14 protein-coding genes are annotated in these 16,176 nt (G+C 60.5%); all 14 read right to left on the bottom strand.

Annotated elements, in window-relative coordinates:
* Nucleotides 1–3 precede the first annotated feature (3 nt).
* Entirely contained in the window at nt 4–504 is a 501-nt protein-coding gene (nuoJ, locus tag ACZ9BE_RS14330; protein ID WP_007951462.1) for an NADH-quinone oxidoreductase subunit J, read from the bottom strand.
* Between the two features lie 9 nt (nt 505–513).
* Nucleotides 514–1,062: an NADH-quinone oxidoreductase subunit NuoI gene (nuoI, locus tag ACZ9BE_RS14325; RefSeq protein ID WP_016775283.1), complete on the bottom strand. Its 549-nt coding sequence runs from the start codon at nt 1,060–1,062 to the stop codon at nt 514–516.
* An 11-nt stretch (nt 1,063–1,073) separates the two neighbouring features.
* Nucleotides 1,074–2,081 (bottom strand): NADH-quinone oxidoreductase subunit NuoH, encoded by a 1,008-nt coding sequence (gene nuoH / locus ACZ9BE_RS14320; protein ID WP_016775282.1) that lies wholly within the window; start codon nt 2,079–2,081, stop codon nt 1,074–1,076.
* Entirely contained in the window at nt 2,078–4,792 is a 2,715-nt protein-coding gene (nuoG, locus tag ACZ9BE_RS14315; RefSeq protein ID WP_476249597.1) for an NADH-quinone oxidoreductase subunit NuoG, read from the bottom strand. The genes nuoH and nuoG overlap by 4 nt, the downstream gene beginning before the upstream one ends.
* 136 nt (nt 4,793–4,928) lie before the next feature.
* Entirely contained in the window at nt 4,929–6,284 is a 1,356-nt protein-coding gene (nuoF, locus tag ACZ9BE_RS14310; RefSeq protein ID WP_024013417.1) for an NADH-quinone oxidoreductase subunit NuoF, read from the bottom strand.
* Nucleotides 6,281–6,778, bottom strand: coding sequence for an NADH-quinone oxidoreductase subunit NuoE (gene nuoE / locus ACZ9BE_RS14305; RefSeq protein WP_003223804.1), 498 nt, complete (start codon nt 6,776–6,778; stop codon nt 6,281–6,283). The genes nuoF and nuoE overlap by 4 nt, the downstream gene beginning before the upstream one ends.
* A gap of 2 nt (nt 6,779–6,780) precedes the next feature.
* The gene (gene nuoC, locus ACZ9BE_RS14300; protein ID WP_076563524.1) at nt 6,781–8,565 is read right to left on the bottom strand and encodes an NADH-quinone oxidoreductase subunit C/D; all 1,785 of its coding nucleotides are present in this window, start codon (nt 8,563–8,565) and stop codon (nt 6,781–6,783) included.
* A 69-nt stretch (nt 8,566–8,634) separates the two neighbouring features.
* Entirely contained in the window at nt 8,635–9,309 is a 675-nt protein-coding gene (locus ACZ9BE_RS14295; protein ID WP_016775278.1) for a NuoB/complex I 20 kDa subunit family protein, read from the bottom strand.
* Nucleotides 9,310–9,319: 10 nt separating this feature from the next.
* Entirely contained in the window at nt 9,320–9,733 is a 414-nt protein-coding gene (locus tag ACZ9BE_RS14290; RefSeq protein WP_003223812.1) for an NADH-quinone oxidoreductase subunit A, read from the bottom strand.
* Nucleotides 9,734–10,379: 646 nt separating this feature from the next.
* Nucleotides 10,380–11,705: an isocitrate lyase gene (gene aceA, locus ACZ9BE_RS14285; protein WP_003223815.1), complete on the bottom strand. Its 1,326-nt coding sequence runs from the start codon at nt 11,703–11,705 to the stop codon at nt 10,380–10,382.
* 474 nt (nt 11,706–12,179) lie between these two features.
* Nucleotides 12,180–12,941, bottom strand: a complete 762-nt coding sequence (locus tag ACZ9BE_RS14280) for a secretin N-terminal domain-containing protein (protein WP_476249596.1) — start codon at nt 12,939–12,941, stop codon at nt 12,180–12,182.
* Nucleotides 12,942–13,104: 163 nt separating this feature from the next.
* Entirely contained in the window at nt 13,105–13,530 is a 426-nt protein-coding gene (locus ACZ9BE_RS14275) for a GNAT family N-acetyltransferase (protein ID WP_016775275.1), read from the bottom strand.
* Nucleotides 13,523–14,692 carry a ribosomal protein uL16 3-hydroxylase gene (locus tag ACZ9BE_RS14270; protein ID WP_016775274.1) on the bottom strand — a complete coding sequence of 390 codons (1,170 nt, stop codon included), beginning with the start codon at nt 14,690–14,692 and terminating at the stop codon, nt 13,523–13,525. The genes ACZ9BE_RS14275 and ACZ9BE_RS14270 overlap by 8 nt, the downstream gene beginning before the upstream one ends.
* Before the next feature lie 86 nt (nt 14,693–14,778).
* The gene (purB, locus tag ACZ9BE_RS14265) at nt 14,779–16,149 is read right to left on the bottom strand and encodes an adenylosuccinate lyase (RefSeq protein ID WP_423665254.1); all 1,371 of its coding nucleotides are present in this window, start codon (nt 16,147–16,149) and stop codon (nt 14,779–14,781) included.
* Between the last annotated feature and the right edge of the window lie 27 nt (nt 16,150–16,176).

Below are 16,176 nucleotides of genomic sequence, written 5' to 3'. Positions count from 1 at the left end.
GTCTTACTCCTTCGCCTCGTTACGGCCCAAATGGAACGCCGTGACGGCTGCGGCGAGCAGCAGCATCGAGGCGAGTTCGACCACCAGCAGGTACGGGCCGAACAGGCTGATGCCCACGGCTTTCGCGTCTACGGTGGTGTGGCCGATGGCCTGACCGCTCTGGTGAGCGAACAGCACATACAGCAGTTCGGCCAGCAGCAGCGCGGCAAGAATCACCGGTCCTGCCCAGATGCCGGGCTTGAGCCAGGTGCGTTCCTGCTGCACCGAGGCGGGACCGAGGTTGAGCATCATCACCACGAACACGAACAGCACCATGATGGCACCGGCGTAGGCGATCACTTCGAGCACACCGGCGAACGGCGCGCCGAGGGCGAAGAAGGTCATGGCCACGGCGATCAACGAGATGATCAGGTAGAGCAGGGCGTGCACGGGGTTGGTGTTGGTGACCACACGCAGCGTGGACACCACAGCAATACCCGATGCGAAATAGAAAGCGAATTCCATCGTTCTTCCTTAAGGCAGCAAGCTCTTCACGTTGATCGGTTCGGCTTCGTTCTGCGCAGCGCCTTTCGGCTTGCCAGCGATTGCCATACCTGCAACACGATAGAAGTTGTAATCAGGGTTTTTGCCGGGGCCGGAGATCAGCAGATCTTCTTTCTCGTACACCAGGTCCTGACGTTTGAACTCGGCCATCTCGAAATCCGGGGTCAGCTGGATTGCGGTGGTCGGGCAGGCTTCCTCGCAGAGACCGCAGAAAATGCAGCGCGAGAAGTTGATCCGGAAGAAGTCCGGGTACCAGCGACCGTCTTCGGTTTCAGCTTTCTGCAGCGAGATGCAACCCACCGGGCAGGCCACGGCGCACAGGTTGCAGGCTACGCAGCGTTCTTCGCCATCGGGGTCGCGGGTCAGGACGATGCGGCCACGGTAGCGCGGCGGCAGATAGACCTGCTCCTCGGGGTATTGCAGGGTGTCGCGCTTGCGAAAGCCATGGCCGAAAACCATGACCAGGCTGCGCAACTGGGTACCGGTACCCTTAACGATGTCGCCAATATATTTGAACATGGGTCAAATCCTCACTGAACCGCAACCGCAGGCGTGTTCATCAACACAACCGCAGCGGTCACCAGCAAATTGATCAGGGTCAGTGGCAGGCAGAATTTCCAGCTGAAATCCATCACCTGGTCATAACGCGGACGCGGGATGGAAGCGCGCAGCAGGATGAACAGCATGATGAAGAACGCGGTCTTCAGTGCGAACCAGACGAAGGACAGTTGCGGCAGGATGCCGAACGGACCGTGCCAGCCACCGAAGAACAGGGTGACCAGCAGCGCCGAGATCAGGATGATGCCGATGTATTCACCGACGAAGAACATGCCCCATTTCATACCGGCGTATTCAATGTGGTAACCGTCGGCCAGTTCCTGTTCCGCTTCCGGCTGGTCGAACGGGTGACGGTGAGTCACGGCGACGCCAGCGATGAAGAAGGTACAGAAGCCGAAGAACTGCGGAATGATGAACCACAGGTTCTGCGCCTGGTACTCGACGATGTCGCGCATGTTGAACGAGCCGACCTGCACCACGATGCCCATCAGGGCCAGGCCCATGAACACTTCGTAGGACACGGTCTGCGCCGAGGCACGCAAGCTGCCGAGCAGGGCGAACTTGTTGTTGCTCGACCAGCCGGCGAACAGCACCGCGTACACCGACAGACCGGCCATGGCGAAGAAGAACAGCAGGCCGATGTTCAGATCCGCCACGCCCCAGGTCGGGGTGATCGGGATGATCGCGAAGGCGATCAGCAGGGCGGACATGGCCACCACCGGCGCCAAAGTGAAGATCACCTTGTCGGCAAACGGCGGGGTCCAGTCTTCCTTGAAGAACATCTTCAGCATGTCGGCGGCGATCTGGAACATGCCGAACGGGCCAACGCGGTTCGGACCGTAACGGTCCTGCCACCAGCCCAGCAGGCGACGTTCGACAAAGCTGAGCAAGGCGCCCGCGACCACCACGGCCAGCAGGATCACGATGGCTTTGATGACCGTCAGGATCACATCGATCACTTCAGGGGTGAACCAGGTCATTGCGCTGCCTCCTGCAGACCGTCGACGGATACGCCGGCGAATGCCGGTGGAATGCCGGCGATGCCCGCAGGCAATGCCACCAGACCGGCGCCCAGTTCTTCATTGATGCGCAGCGGCAGACGCAGGGTCTGGCCGGCAACGTTCAGGCTCAGCAGAGCACCGTCGTTGACGCCGAGGCGATCCGCTTCGGATTTCGCCAGAGCCACGTACGGAGCCGGAATGCGCTCTTGCACCGGCGCGGCTTTCGAAGAATTTTCTTCGCTGCCGAACAGGTGGTAGAACGGCACGGCCTGCCAAGTGCCCGGCGCCGGATTGAATGCGCGCGGAGCAGCAGCGAACCAGTTCAGCGAGTCGCCAGTGCTTTCGATCAGGCGCGTGCCCGGATCGCCAGCGCGCAGATGACCACCGACTTCGTCCTGGAACTTGTTCCAGGCTTGTGGCGAGTTCCAGCCCGGCGACCATGCGAATGGCACCTGCTGACGCGGTTCGGCAGAGCCCGAGTAACCTTCCATGGAGAAGGCGAACGCGGTGTCCTGGTCTTGCGGAGTGCGTGGTTCGTGAACGCTGATGTCGGCGCGCATTGCGGTGCGACCGGAGTAACGCAGCGGCTCACGGGCCAGTTTCAGACCCTTGATGCGGAAAGCAGCCGACGGTGCAGCATCAACGATGCGCGCCAGTTGCGCGGTGCTCGAGGCAACGGCAGCGGTGACGTGGTCGAGTTGCGTCCAGTCGATCGGCTGGTTCAGCAGGGTCGCGCGCAGGGCGTGCAGCCAGCGCCAGCCTTCGTGCACCAGAATGCTCGCGTCCAGGTATTGCGGATCGAAAACCTGGAAGAAGCGCTGGGCGCGGCCTTCCTGGCTGACCAGCGTACCGTCGCCCTCGGCGAAGCTCGCCGCTGGCAGAACCAGGTGCGCGCGATCGGTGGTGGCGGTTTTCTGATGGTCGGCAACGATCACCACTTTTGCAGCGTTCAGTGCGGCATCGACCTTGGCTTTGGCGGTGCGGGTGTACAGATCGTTTTCCAGCACGACGATCGCGTCGGCCTTGCCATCGATGACCGCTTGCAGCGCGGCGTCGACCGACTCGCCACCGAGCATGGCCAGACCGAGGCTGTTGGCCTCCGGCACGATCAGGCTGATCGAACCGTTCTTCTCGCGCAGATTCAGGGCTTTGGCGATGTTCGCGGCAGCTTCGATCAAGGCTTTGGAGCCCAGCGAAGTACCGGCGATGATCAGCGGGCGCTTGGCGGCGAGCAGGGCATCGGCGATGCGCTGCGCCAGTTCCAGGGCTTCGGTGTCCAGACCTTCAACGGCCGGCGCGCTGGCATCCAGCGCGTGAGCCACGGCGAAACCGATGCGCGCCAGATCGTCGGGAGCGGCGTGTACGCATTCTTCGGCAACGTCGTCGAGTTTGGTTTCGGCGAGGCTGGCGATGAACAGCGGGTTCAGCGCGTGCTGGCCGATGTTCTTCACCGCCGCGTCGAGCCAAGGCTGGACGCGCATGGCTTCAGCCATGTCTTCAGCCTTGCCCTTGACCGACTGACGCAGAGCCAGCGCCATACGTGCAGCGGTCTGGGTCAGGTCTTCACCGAGGACGAAGATCGCGTCGTGGTCTTCGATGTCGCGCATGTTCGGCACTGGCAGCGGGCTGTCGTTCAGCACCTGCAGGACCAGACGAATGCGCTCCAGTTCGGAGGCTTCGATACCCGAATAGAAGTGCTCGGCACCGACCAGTTCGCGCAACGCGTAGTTGCTCTCAAGGCTGGCGCGTGGCGAACCGATGCCGACGATGTTGCGTCCGCGCAGCAGGTCGGCGGCTTTGTCCAGCGCAGCGTCTAGGCTGAGCTTGGTGCCATCGGCCAGCAGCGGCTGACGTGGACGGTCAGTGCGGTTCACGTAGCCATAACCGAAACGGCCACGGTCGCAGAGGAAATACTGGTTCACCGAACCGTTGAAACGGTTTTCGATGCGACGCAGTTCACCGTAACGCTCGCCCGGGGAAATGTTGCAACCGCTCGAGCAGCCATGGCAGATGCTCGGGGCGAACTGCATGTCCCACTTGCGGTTGTAGCGCTCGGAGTGAGTCTTGTCGGTGAACACGCCGGTCGGGCAGACCTCGGTGAGGTTGCCGGAGAACTCACTTTCGAGGGTGCCGTCTTCAACGCGACCGAAGTACACGTTGTCGTGGGCGCCGAATACACCGAGGTCGGTACCGCCGGCGTAGTCCTTGTAGAAACGCACGCAGCGGTAGCAGGCGATGCAGCGGTTCATTTCGTGGGAAATGAACGGGCCGAGTTGCTGGTTCTGGTGGGTGCGTTTGCTGAAGCGATAACGGCGCTCGTTGTGGCCGGTCATCACTGTCATGTCTTGCAGGTGGCAGTGACCGCCTTCCTCGCACACCGGGCAGTCGTGCGGGTGGTTGGTCATCAGCCATTCGACAACGCTGGCGCGGAACGCCTTGGATTCTTCATCGTCGATGGAGATCCAGGTGTTGTCGGTGGCGGGCGTCATGCAGGACATGACGATGCGACCACGGGTGTCGTTCTCGTCGGTGTACTGCTTGACCGCGCACTGGCGGCAGGCCCCGACGCTACCAAGCGCGGGATGCCAGCAGAAATATGGAATGTCGAGGCCCAGCGACAGACATGCCTGTAACAGGTTGTCTGCCCCGTCGACTTCGAGCGCTTTGCCGTCTACGTGGATAGTGGCCATGGTTCAAAGGTCTTCGTTGGCCCGGTGTCAGCGGGCGTGGCTAATGGAATCTTGTTATGCGTCCGAATCCAAACAGCCCCGGAGGGCGTCATCGGACGAAAGGCGAAGGGCACGGACCCTTCGCCTTTTTAAGCGTTTAAGCGCCGACTACGATCGGCCTTGCCAGAGGCGGGACGGCGGCGCTGACAGGCGCGATACCGGCTTCGAACTCTGGACGGAAGTATTTGATCGCGCTGCCCAGCGGCTCCACGGCTCCCGGTGCGTGAGCACAGAAGGTCTTGCCCGGGCCGAGGAAACCGACCAGGCCCAACAGGGTCTCGATGTCGCCCGGCTGGCCCTTGCCCTGTTCGATGGCCATCAGGAGCTTGACGCTCCATGGCAGACCATCGCGGCACGGGGTGCAGAAACCGCAGGATTCGCGAGCGAAGAACTGCTCCATGTTGCGCAGCAGCGAGACCATGTTGACGCTGTCATCCACCGCCATCGCCAGACCGGTACCCATCCGGGTGCCGACCTTGGCGATACCGCCGGCATACATTTGTGCGTCGAGGTGCTCGGGCAGGAGGAAACCGGTACCGGCGCCGCCTGGCTGCCAGGCCTTGAGCTTGAAGCCGTCGCGCATGCCGCCGGCGTAATCTTCGAACAGTTCACGACCGGTGACGCCGAATGGCAGTTCCCACAGGCCCGGGTTCTTGACCTTGCCGGAGAAGCCCATGAGCTTGGTGCCCATGTCTTCGGAACCTTCGCGGGCCAACGATTTGTACCAGTCAACGCCGTCGGCAATGATCGCCGGCACGTTGCACAGGGTTTCGACGTTGTTCACACAGGTCGGCTTGCCCCACACGCCGACGGCGGCAGGGAAGGGCGGCTTGGAGCGCGGGTTGGCGCGGCGGCCTTCGAGGGAGTTGATCAGCGCGGTTTCTTCACCGCAGATGTAACGCCCGGCACCGGTGTGGACGAACAGCTCGAAATCGAAACCCGAACCGAGAATGTTCTTGCCCAGCAGGCCGGCCGCCTTGGCTTCTTCCACGGCACGGTTGAGGTGCTTGGCGGCGGTAGTGTATTCGCCGCGCAGGAAGATGTAGCCACGGTAGGTTTTCAGCGCGCGGGCACTGATCAGCATGCCTTCGATCAGCAGATGGGGCAGTTGCTCCATCAGCATGCGGTCTTTCCAGGTGTTCGGCTCCATTTCATCCGCGTTGCACAGCAGGTAGCGGATGTTTATGGATTCGTCCTTGGGCATCAGGCCCCACTTCACACCAGTGGGGAAGCCGGCACCGCCGCGACCCTTGAGGCCAGCGTCTTTGACGGTCTGGACGATCGCGTCCTGATCCATCTCGGCGAAGGCTTTGCGCGCAGCGGCGTAACCGTTCTTGGCCTGGTACTCGTCGAGCCACACGGCTTCGCCGTCATCGCGCAGACGCCAGGTCAGCGGGTGCGTCTCGGCCGAGCGCTGGATGCGGTTGGCTGGACCAAAAGATGTCAGGGTCATACGTAGCCCTCGAGCAGTTTGGCCACGCCAGCAGGCTGCACGTCGCCAAAGGTGTCGTCGTCGATCATCAGCGCCGGTGCCTTGTCGCAGTTGCCGAGGCAGCAGACAGGCAGCAGGGTGAAACGACCGTCGGCGGTGGTCTGACCCAGGCCGATGCCCAGATTGTTCTGGATTTCGCTGACCACCGACTCGTGGCCGCCGATGTAGCAGACCATGCTGTCGCAGACGCGAATGATGTGGCGGCCGACCGGCTGACGGAAGATCTGGCTGTAGAACGTCGCCACGCCTTCAACGTCGCTGGCCGGGATGCCGAGGATCTCGCCGATCGCGTAGAGGGCGCCATCCGGCACCCAGCCGCGTTCTTTCTGGACGATCTTCAGGGCTTCGATCGACGCCGCGCGCGGGTCTTCGTAGTGATGCAGCTCGTGCTCGATGGCCGAGCGCTCGGTTTCACTCAAGGTGAAACGGTCTGTCTGGATAAGCGTGCTGTTCATGCTTAGCGGTCCACGTCGGCCATAACGAAGTCGATACTACCCAGGTACGCAATCAAGTCCGCGACCATGCTGCCTTTGATCACCGAAGGGATCTGTTGCAGATGCGGGAAGCTCGGAGTACGGATCCGGGTACGGTAGCTCATGGTGCCGCCGTCGCTCGTCAGGTAATAACTGTTGATGCCCTTGGTCGCTTCGATCATCTGGAAGGATTCGTTGGCCGGCATGACCGGGCCCCACGAAACCTGCAGGAAGTGCGTGATCAGGGTTTCGATGTGCTGCAGCGTGCGTTCTTTCGGCGGCGGCGTGGTCAGCGGGTGATCCGCCTTGTACGGGCCTTCCGGCATGTTGCGCATGCATTGATCGATGATCTTGATGCTCTGGCGCATCTCTTCGACGCGGACCATGCAGCGGTCGTAGGCATCGCCATTGACGGCCAGCGGCACTTCGAATTCGAAGTTCTCGTAGCCCGAGTACGGACGCGCTTTGCGCAGGTCGAAATCGCAACCGGTCGACCGCAGGCCGGCACCGGTGACGCCCCATTCCAGGGCCTCTTTGGTGTTGTAGGCAGCGACGCCGACGGTACGACCCTTGAGGATGCTGTTCTGCAGGGCGGCCTTGGTGTATTCGTCCAGACGCTTGGGCATCCACTCGACGAAATCCTTGACCAGTTTTTCCCAGCCGCGCGGCAGGTCGTGGGCGACGCCACCGATGCGGTACCAGGCCGGGTGCAGACGGAAACCGGTGATCGCTTCGATCACCGTGTACGCCTTCTGGCGGTCGGTGAAAGTGAAGAACACCGGGGTCATGGCGCCGACGTCCTGGATGTAGGTACCGAGGAACAGCAGGTGGCTGGTGATCCGGAAGAACTCGGCCATCATGATGCGGATGACATCGACCTTCTGCGGCACCTTGATGCCGGCAAGCTTCTCGACCGAGAGCACGTAAGGCAGGTTGTTCATCACGCCGCCGAGGTAGTCGATGCGGTCGGTGTACGGAATGTAGCTGTGCCAGGACTGACGCTCGCCCATCTTCTCGGCGCCACGGTGGTGGTAACCGATGTCCGGGACGCAGTCGACGATCTCCTCACCGTCCAGCTGCAGGATGATGCGGAACGCACCGTGCGCCGAAGGGTGGTTCGGGCCGAGGTTGAGGAACATGTAGTCCTCGTTGGCTCCGGAACGCTTCATGCCCCAGTCTTCCGGACGGAAGCGCGCGGCTTCCTCTTCCAGCTGCTGTTTGGCGAGGTTGAGGCTGAACGGATCGAATTCGGTGGCGCGCGCCGGGAAGTCCTTGCGCAGCGGGTGACCTTCCCAGGTCGGCGGCATCATGATGCGCGACAGGTGCGGGTGGCCTTTGAAGTCGATGCCGAACATGTCCCAGACTTCGCGCTCGTACCAGTTGGCGTTGGGCCAGATGCTGGTGACGGAAGGCATGCTGAGGTCGCCTTCGGACAAGGCCACCTTGATCATCACGTCACTATTACGCTCCAGCGACATGAGGTGATAGAACACGGTGAAATCGGCGCCGGTCGGCAGCCCTTGACGCTTGGTGCGCAGACGCTCGTCCACGCCGTGCAGGTCATAGAGCATGACGTACGGCTTGGGCAGGTTGCGCAGGAAAGTCAGGACTTCAACCAGTTTGGCACGGGCCACCCACAGCACCGGCATGCCGGTGCGGGTTGCCTGCGCGGTGAACGCTTCGGCGCCAAAACGGTTGTTCAGTTCGACGACCACATCCTGGTCGTCTGCCTTGTAAGGCGGGATGTACAGAGCACTGCCTGTAGTCATGGTTATTTTTTCGCTTTCGGTCAACGTAAAGAATGAAGCCAGCTTCTCGTTACTTGGAACAGAACTGGATCAGACTTCGTCAGGGCTGCGCAGATTGGTGACTGCGATTCGCTGTTCGCGGCGCTGTTCCTTCTGCGATGGCATGTCGGCGCGATACACGCCTTGATCACCAACGACCCAGGAAAGCGGACGACGCTCCTGTCCAATCGATTCCTGCAACAGCATCAAGCCTTGCAGAAATGCTTCCGGACGGGGCGGGCAGCCAGGTACGTAGACGTCCACGGGCAAGAACTTGTCCACCCCTTGAACCACGGAGTAGATGTCGTACATGCCGCCGGAGTTGGCGCACGAACCCATGGAGATAACCCATTTCGGTTCGAGCATTTGCTCGTAGAGACGCTGAATGATCGGCGCCATCTTGATGAAGCAGGTACCGGCGATAACCATGAAGTCGGCCTGACGCGGCGAGGCCCGGATGACTTCGGCGCCAAAGCGCGCGATGTCGTGGGGCGCCGTGAAGGCGGTGGTCATTTCCACGTAGCAGCACGACAGGCCGAAGTTGTACGGCCACAGGGAGTTCTTACGTCCCCAGTTGACCGCGCCACTCAGCACGTCTTCCAGCTTGCCCATGAAAATGTTTTTGTGGACTTGATCTTCTAACGGATCGGCAACGGTTTCCCGCTGGCCAATCGGATACTGCTCGTTAGGAGCATCGGGGTCGATCCTGGTGAGATTGTATTGCATTGCCAAAGCCTCATTGTTTCAGCTTCGCCTGCCGCTTGCGACGAGCTTCCGGAGCCCAGTCAAGGGCGCCCACTCGGAACAGGTAGACAAGACCTGCCAACAGAATTGCTATGAAAACGAGAGCTTCGACGAATCCGGTCCAGCCGCTTTCGCGGACGGACACAGACCATGCAAAGAGAAAGAGGGCTTCGATATCGAAGATCACGAAGAGCATCGCGACCAGATAGAATTTGGCTGAGAGCCGCAAGCGGGCGCCACCGGTAGGTAGCATGCCCGACTCGAACGGTTCGTTTTTGCTGCGACCCCAGGCTTTTGACCCGAGGAGGCTGGAGACGCCAAGCATGAAGGCACACAGGCCGACGACACCCAGAAGGAAAATGGCAAAGCCCCAGTTGTGGGCCATGAGTCCTGTCGCTTCGGGCATGCTGGTAATCCTTAACAGAGAGCAAAGGTCTCTGAGCTTGATAAAGAAATAAGGCAGTGACGATATGTCGCAGCAATCAATCGGGCTGATTTTATGGCTAAACACCCGGCAAGTAAAATTCCAAAGGCGAAATTATTTACCGGATTAAGGACATAGCGTCTGCTGAAGGCGCTGCGGCCCATGCGTTGCGGGCATTAGCCGGGTTTCCGTCAATTATGTTTTGTAGGCTTTGTAACGAACATAGTTGCTGCTAAATGATAATTGATATCGTTTGGAGTGGTTTTGTAACTGTTTAACCAGTGAGTGGCTGGGAAGTTGTCTTACTTGCGCATTACTGCAAGTAGCGAAGCCTACCGTTTTAGCGGAAATTTCTGACGCTTGTAGCGCTTCAGATCAATGTTCCATCTCTCGGCTGACGGTAGCCCTGTGGGAGCGAGCCTGCTCGCGAAAGCGGTGGATCAGCCTCCAGATGTGCAAGCTGACTTATCGCCTTCGCGAGCAGGCTCGCTCCCACAGGAAATTTATGGGGGCTTTGAGATTCCAACAGGCAAAAAAACGCCCCGATCCAGTCGGGGCGTCAGTCTTGCGGCTCTGCGGTTAGCTTTTTATTCGATCCGCAAAGGCCGTTTGCTCAGGTGAAGCCGAATCAGTGGAACTGTTCTTCTTCGGTCGAACCGGTCAGCGCGGTCACCGAGGACGAGCCGCCCTGGATCACGGTGGTCATGTCGTCGAAGTAGCCAGTGCCCACTTCCTGCTGGTGCGCAACGAAGGTGTAACCCTTGGCAGCGTCAGCGAATTCCTGCTCTTGCAGCTTCACGTAGGCGGTCATGTCGTTGCGGGCGTAGTCGTGCGCCAGGTTAAACATGCTGTGCCACATGTTGTGAATGCCGGCCAGGGTGATGAACTGGTGCTTGTAGCCCATGGCGGACAGTTCGCGCTGGAACTTGGCGATGGTCGCGTCGTCCAGGTTCTTCTTCCAGTTGAAGGAAGGCGAGCAGTTGTACGACAGCAGCTGGTCCGGGTATTCCTTTTTGATCGCTTCAGCGAAGCGACGGGCTTCTTCCAGATCCGGCTTGGCGGTTTCGCACCAGATCAGGTCGGCGTACGGTGCGTAAGCCAGGCCACGGGCGATCGCTTGATCCAGGCCGGCACGTACCTTGTAGAAACCTTCCTGAGTACGCTCGCCGGTCACGAATGGCTGATCGTACGGGTCGCAGTCGGAAGTCAGCAGGTCAGCCGCGTTGGCGTCGGTGCGGGCCAGAATGATGGTCGGCGTGCCGGCAACGTCAGCGGCCAGACGGGCAGCGGTCAGCTTCTGCACGGCTTCCTGGGTTGGCACCAGAACCTTGCCGCCCATGTGGCCGCACTTCTTCACCGAAGCCAGTTGGTCTTCGAAGTGAACGCCGGCGGCGCCTGCTTCGATCATGCTCTTCATCAGCTCGTAGGCGTTGAGTACGCCGCCGAAGCCGGCTTCAGCGTCGGCCACGATTGGCGCGAAGTAGTCGATGTAGCCTTCATCGCCCGGATTCTTGCCGGCTTTCCACTGGATCTGGTCAGCACGACGGAACGAGTTGTTGATGCGCTTGACCACGGTCGGTACCGAGTCAACCGGGTACAGCGACTGATCCGGGTACATCGATTCGGCGGAGTTGTTGTCCGCAGCCACCTGCCAGCCGGACAGGTAGATCGCCTGGATACCGGCCTTGACCTGCTGAACAGCCTGGCCGCCGGTCAGGGCGCCCATGCAGTTGACGAAATCTTTCTCTGGACGGAAGGACGGCTTGGCACCCTGGGTAACCAGGTTCCACAGCTTCTCGGCGCCCATCTTCGCGAAGGTGTGCTCAGGCTGAACCGAGCCACGCAGGCGGACCACGTCAGCAGCGGAGTAAGTGCGAGTCACGCCTTTCCAGCGCGGGTTCTCGGCCCAGTCTTTTTCGAGGGCTGCAATTTGCTGTTCGCGTGTCAGTGCCATGGAGATAAACCTCGTCGCGTCTTTTATGAAAAGTTGTTCTGCGGTGGAAAATTCCTGCGCTCGCTGACCAGAAGCTTAGGTGGTCAAGTCGGATTCGGCGGGGTAGGCGACGGGATGAACGATGGGCTCGAGGGGAGGTGAGCAGGTAGTGGCGCGGTGCGGGCGCATTCCGGCGTCGTGGGCCTTTATACGGTCTGCAGCGTGAAGCCGGGTTACCTAAATACGCTTCCGTCCCTCGGGACAACTTCGTTCCAGTCGGCAACCTCGTCAAACACACCTTGTGGGCGGTACAGACACGAAACGGTTCGCGGGATAGGTGCGAACGGCGCTTCGAAGGCCCTTGCCAGGGCCTCTGATTAGCGGGAGCGAGGCCATCATGCCTTCGCTTTTTGGCCTCGTCAAACGTTTTGTAGTGCTTTTTTTAAGGCACTACATCTTTCGTCTAATACGACTAATCAGTCAGTTTTCGGTGCTTTAGTCCAGGGTGTCGACTTTCACCCGCAAGGTCATGTCATCCCGGCCTTGAGTCGAGTAGCTGCGGGTAAGCCCCTGTTTATCGGCCTGAGTCTGGCTATTGACGCCGGCGAGAGTGATCCACTCACCGAGGCGCCCGGTGACGGTTGTGTCGGTACTTTGCACGTTCACTACATCGGGACGTTCCTGGCTCATGCGGTCACGGTTGGTACTGATCGCCAGATGAACGGTCTCGCCGGTGACGCTGGCGGTGACGTAGAAACCCTGGGTGACGTTGCGGTATTGGGTCTCGCTGCTGTAACCGCCGTAGGAGTCGCTCTGGGTGTTGGTGATCGGCACGCTCTGGCCAACCTGAATCAGCGCCGGAGTGCCTTCACTGGTCTGCACTTGCTGAACGCCGCCATTGCGGCTGGTGGTGCTGCGGCTGATGATCCGGGTCTGGTTCGGCTGGGCGCCGTTGACCGCATAACCTTCGTCGCCACGGCCATTGTTTTCGTTGGTGTCGACGGTGATCAGCAAGCGCTTCGGTGCGGTATCGAGTTGCGCCAGCAGATCTTTCAGTTCCTGTATCTTGGCCGGCTCGGCTTTGACGATCAGCTGATTGCCGTAAGCGCTGACCTGACCGTCCTGGCCGATGAAATCCTGCGCCACTGGCAACATGTCAGCGCTGGTGTGGTATTTGAGGGGGACGATTTCTGTGGCTGCCAGCACCGAAAAACTGCAGCCGAGCAGCAGGGTGGTGAGCAGGGTGCGTAGGGACATGTCCGTTATCTCCGCGTTCGAAAGGCTTGATATTGCCAGTTTGTCGGCCCGGGGTGGGGCAAGTTGAATCGTAGACAGCAAAACGCCCCGGCATCCGAAAATGGCGGGGCGTTTTGTGGTGTGCTGGCGGCCATTGTGGCGAGGGGATCTAGAGGTCTCGGAATCAGGCCGAATGCCGAACCATGTCGACATGCGGAATGCCGGCCTCGAGAAACTCCTCGCTGACCAGGCTGAAGCCCAGGCGCTCATAGAACGCCGTGGCTTGCACCTGAGCGCTGAGCTTCTGTTGCTTCAAGCCGCGCGCTTCGGCTTCGGCGATGACCGCTTGCATCAGCGCGTCACCGACCTTCATTCCGCGCCAGTCTTTGAGTACCGAAACCCGACCGATATGCCCATCGGGCAGCAGTCGCGCCGTGCCGATCGGGAAGTCGCCTTCGAACGCCAGAAAATGCACGGCGGTCGCGTCATCGGCGTCCCACTCAAGCTCGGGTGGCACCGATTGTTCGGCGATGAACACCGTTTCACGAATGCGCCGGATCTCGGCGATATCCTTCTGCCAGTCTGCGACACGAACGCGAATTTTATTCATCGGCAAACCCCAGGCTTCCTTGCTTGACCAGTTCGCAGAGCAGGCTGCGGCCGTCTTCATCGCTCAGCCATTCGCCGAGGTTGTCGGCGTGCAGGGCGTCAGCGGCGCAGATCAGCTTCAACAGTTCGCGCAGCTTGCCCGGCAGGTAACGGCTCTGGCCGCTGGCGAACAGCAGTAGATCGTCGTCGACTTCCGACCAGGCCAGGCGCGCACTCGGGTTGCGGATCAGCACGGCGCCGTCCTGCAGGGCGGCGAGGAAGTCTTCTTCTTCGACGTCTTCCGGGCCGACCACCAGTTCCGGGTAGCGCGGCTCGGTCATGTACTGGCCGAACCAGGTCAGCAGCAGGCGCTCATCGCTCATGTGTTCGGCGAGCAGGCTTTTCAGACGATCCAGCGCATCGTGTTGAATCTGGTGCGGATCGACCGCCGGCTTGGCGTCGGCATCGGTGTAGCGCTCTTCGTCGGTCAGGAACTGGCTGAGGAAGTCGGTGAAGTGGGTCAGCACTTCAGCAGCGCTCGGCGCACGGAAGCCGACCGAGTAGGTCATGCAGTTGTCGACTGCGACGCCGCAATGGGCCAGACGCGGCGGCAGGTAGAGCATGTCGCCTGGCTCCAGCACCCATTCTTCGGTCTCGTGGAATTCAGCGAGGATGCGCAGGTCAGCGTGCTGCAGGAGCGGGCTCTCGGAATCGCACATCTGGCCGATTTTCCAGTTGCGCTTGCCATGGCCCTGCAGCAGGAACACATCGTAGTTGTCGAAATGCGGGCCGACGCTGCCACCCGGTGCGGCAAAGCTGATCATCACGTCATCGACGCGCCAGCTCGGCAGGAAGCGGAAGTTTTCCAGCAGTTCGCTGACTTCCGGCACGAACTGATCAACCGCTTGCACCAGCAGTGTCCACTCTTTTTCTGGCAATTTGCTGAACTCGTCTTCGGCGAACGGGCCGCGACGCAGTTCCCATGGACGCTCGCCATGTTCGATCACCAGGCGCGATTCGACTTCTTCTTCCAGGGCCAGGCCGGCCAGTTCGTCGGCGTCGATCGGGCTTTCGAAGTCAGGAATCGCCTGACGAATCAGCAGCGGTTTTTTCTGCCAGTAGTCACGCAGGAATTCGCGTGCTGTGAGGCCGCCCAGAAGTTGAAGAGGAATATCGGAATTCATATGTAACCTATTGAAAAAAAGCACTTTTCAGACGGGAATAAAAACGCCCGGCGCGGCCGGGCGTCTCAAACGGAGCAAACGGTCGATCAGATGCGTTTGGCTTGTGCCACTGCGTTGCCGATGTAGTTGGCCGGCGTCAGTTGCTTGAGCTCGGCTTTGGCTTCGGCTGGCATGTCCAGGCCATCGATGAAAGTCTGCAACGCTTCAGGGCTGATGCCCTTGCCGCGGGTCAGTTCTTTCAGCTTTTCGTACGGGTTTTCGATGTTGTAGCGACGCATCACGGTCTGGATCGGCTCAGCCAATACTTCCCAGCAAGCATCGAGGTCAGCGGCAATCTTCTGCTCGTTGAGCTCGAGTTTGCTGATGCCTTTGAGGCTGGCTTCGTAAGCGATCACGCTGTGGGCGAAGCCGACACCGAGGTTGCGCAGGACGGTGGAGTCGGTCAGGTCGCGCTGCCAGCGGGAGATCGGCAGCTTGCTCGCCAGGTGCTGGAACAATGCGTTGGCGATACCCAGGTTGCCTTCGGAGTTTTCGAAGTCGATCGGGTTGACCTTGTGCGGCATGGTCGACGAACCGATTTCACCAGCGATGGTGCGCTGCTTGAAATAACCCAAGGAGATATAGCCCCAGATGTCGCGGTCGAAGTCGATCAGGATGGTGTTGAAGCGTGCGATAGCGTCGAACAGCTCGGCGATGTAGTCGTGCGGTTCGATCTGCGTGGTGTACGGGTTGAAGCCCAGGCCCAGCTCGTCTTCGATGAAGGCGCGGGCGTTGGCTTCCCAGTCGATCTGCGGGTAGGCCGAGAGGTGTGCGTTGTAGTTGCCGACAGCGCCGTTGATCTTGCCCAGCAGCGGCACGGCAGCGACTTGAGCGATCTGACGCTCGAGACGGTAAACCACGTTGGCCAGTTCTTTACCCAGAGTAGTCGGCGAAGCCGGCTGGCCGTGGGTGCGCGACAGCATCGGCACGTCGGCGAAACGGATCGCCAGTTCGCGGATGGCGTTGGCGGTCTGGCGCATCAGCGGCAGCATCACGTCGTCACGACCTTCGCGCAGCATCAGGGCGTGGGACAGGTTGTTGATGTCTTCGCTGGTGCAGGCAAAGTGGATGAATTCGCTGACCTTGGCCAGCTCCGGCAGCTTGGCCGCCTGCTCTTTGAGCAGGTATTCGATCGCTTTGACGTCGTGGTTGGTGGTGCGCTCGATCTCTTTGACGCGCTCGGCGTGCTCCAGCGAGAAGTTTTCAGCCAGTTCATTGAGAACGTCGTTGGCCTCGGCGGAGAAGGCTGGCACTTCAGGGATGCCAGCATGGGCGGCCAGGCGCTGGAGCCAGCGCACTTCAACCAGAACGCGGGCACGGATCAGGCCGTACTCGCTGAAAATCGGGCGCAGGGCCTGGGTTTTGCCGGCGTAGCGGCCGTCAACAGGGGAAACCGCAGTGAGCGAAGAGAGCTGCATGGGGTGTTCTCGGACAGTCGGGCAACG

Source organism: Pseudomonas sp. TE9122, from assembly GCF_056278925.1.
Note: the sequence above shows the minus strand (reverse complement) of the source record. Positions and strands in the feature narration are given on the sequence as shown.

Coding starts and splice junctions, on each gene's coding strand:
- nuoG (WP_476249597.1), bottom strand. CDS start 4,792: ATGGCCACTATCCACGTAGACGGCAAAGCGCTCGAAGTCGACGGGGCA.
- nuoC (WP_076563524.1), bottom strand. CDS start 8,565: ATGACTACAGGCAGTGCTCTGTACATCCCGCCTTACAAGGCAGACGAC.
- ACZ9BE_RS14275 (WP_016775275.1), bottom strand. CDS start 13,530: ATGAATAAAATTCGCGTTCGTGTCGCAGACTGGCAGAAGGATATCGCC.
- nuoE (WP_003223804.1), bottom strand. CDS start 6,778: ATGAACAGCACGCTTATCCAGACAGACCGTTTCACCTTGAGTGAAACC.
- purB (WP_423665254.1), bottom strand. CDS start 16,149: ATGCAGCTCTCTTCGCTCACTGCGGTTTCCCCTGTTGACGGCCGCTAC.
- nuoJ (WP_007951462.1), bottom strand. CDS start 504: ATGGAATTCGCTTTCTATTTCGCATCGGGTATTGCTGTGGTGTCCACG.
- nuoI (WP_016775283.1), bottom strand. CDS start 1,062: ATGTTCAAATATATTGGCGACATCGTTAAGGGTACCGGTACCCAGTTG.
- nuoF (WP_024013417.1), bottom strand. CDS start 6,284: ATGACCCTGACATCTTTTGGTCCAGCCAACCGCATCCAGCGCTCGGCC.
- ACZ9BE_RS14270 (WP_016775274.1), bottom strand. CDS start 14,692: ATGAATTCCGATATTCCTCTTCAACTTCTGGGCGGCCTCACAGCACGC.
- ACZ9BE_RS14290 (WP_003223812.1), bottom strand. CDS start 9,733: ATGCCCGAAGCGACAGGACTCATGGCCCACAACTGGGGCTTTGCCATT.
- aceA (WP_003223815.1), bottom strand. CDS start 11,705: ATGGCACTGACACGCGAACAGCAAATTGCAGCCCTCGAAAAAGACTGG.
- ACZ9BE_RS14280 (WP_476249596.1), bottom strand. CDS start 12,941: ATGTCCCTACGCACCCTGCTCACCACCCTGCTGCTCGGCTGCAGTTTT.
- nuoH (WP_016775282.1), bottom strand. CDS start 2,081: ATGACCTGGTTCACCCCTGAAGTGATCGATGTGATCCTGACGGTCATC.
- ACZ9BE_RS14295 (WP_016775278.1), bottom strand. CDS start 9,309: ATGCAATACAATCTCACCAGGATCGACCCCGATGCTCCTAACGAGCAG.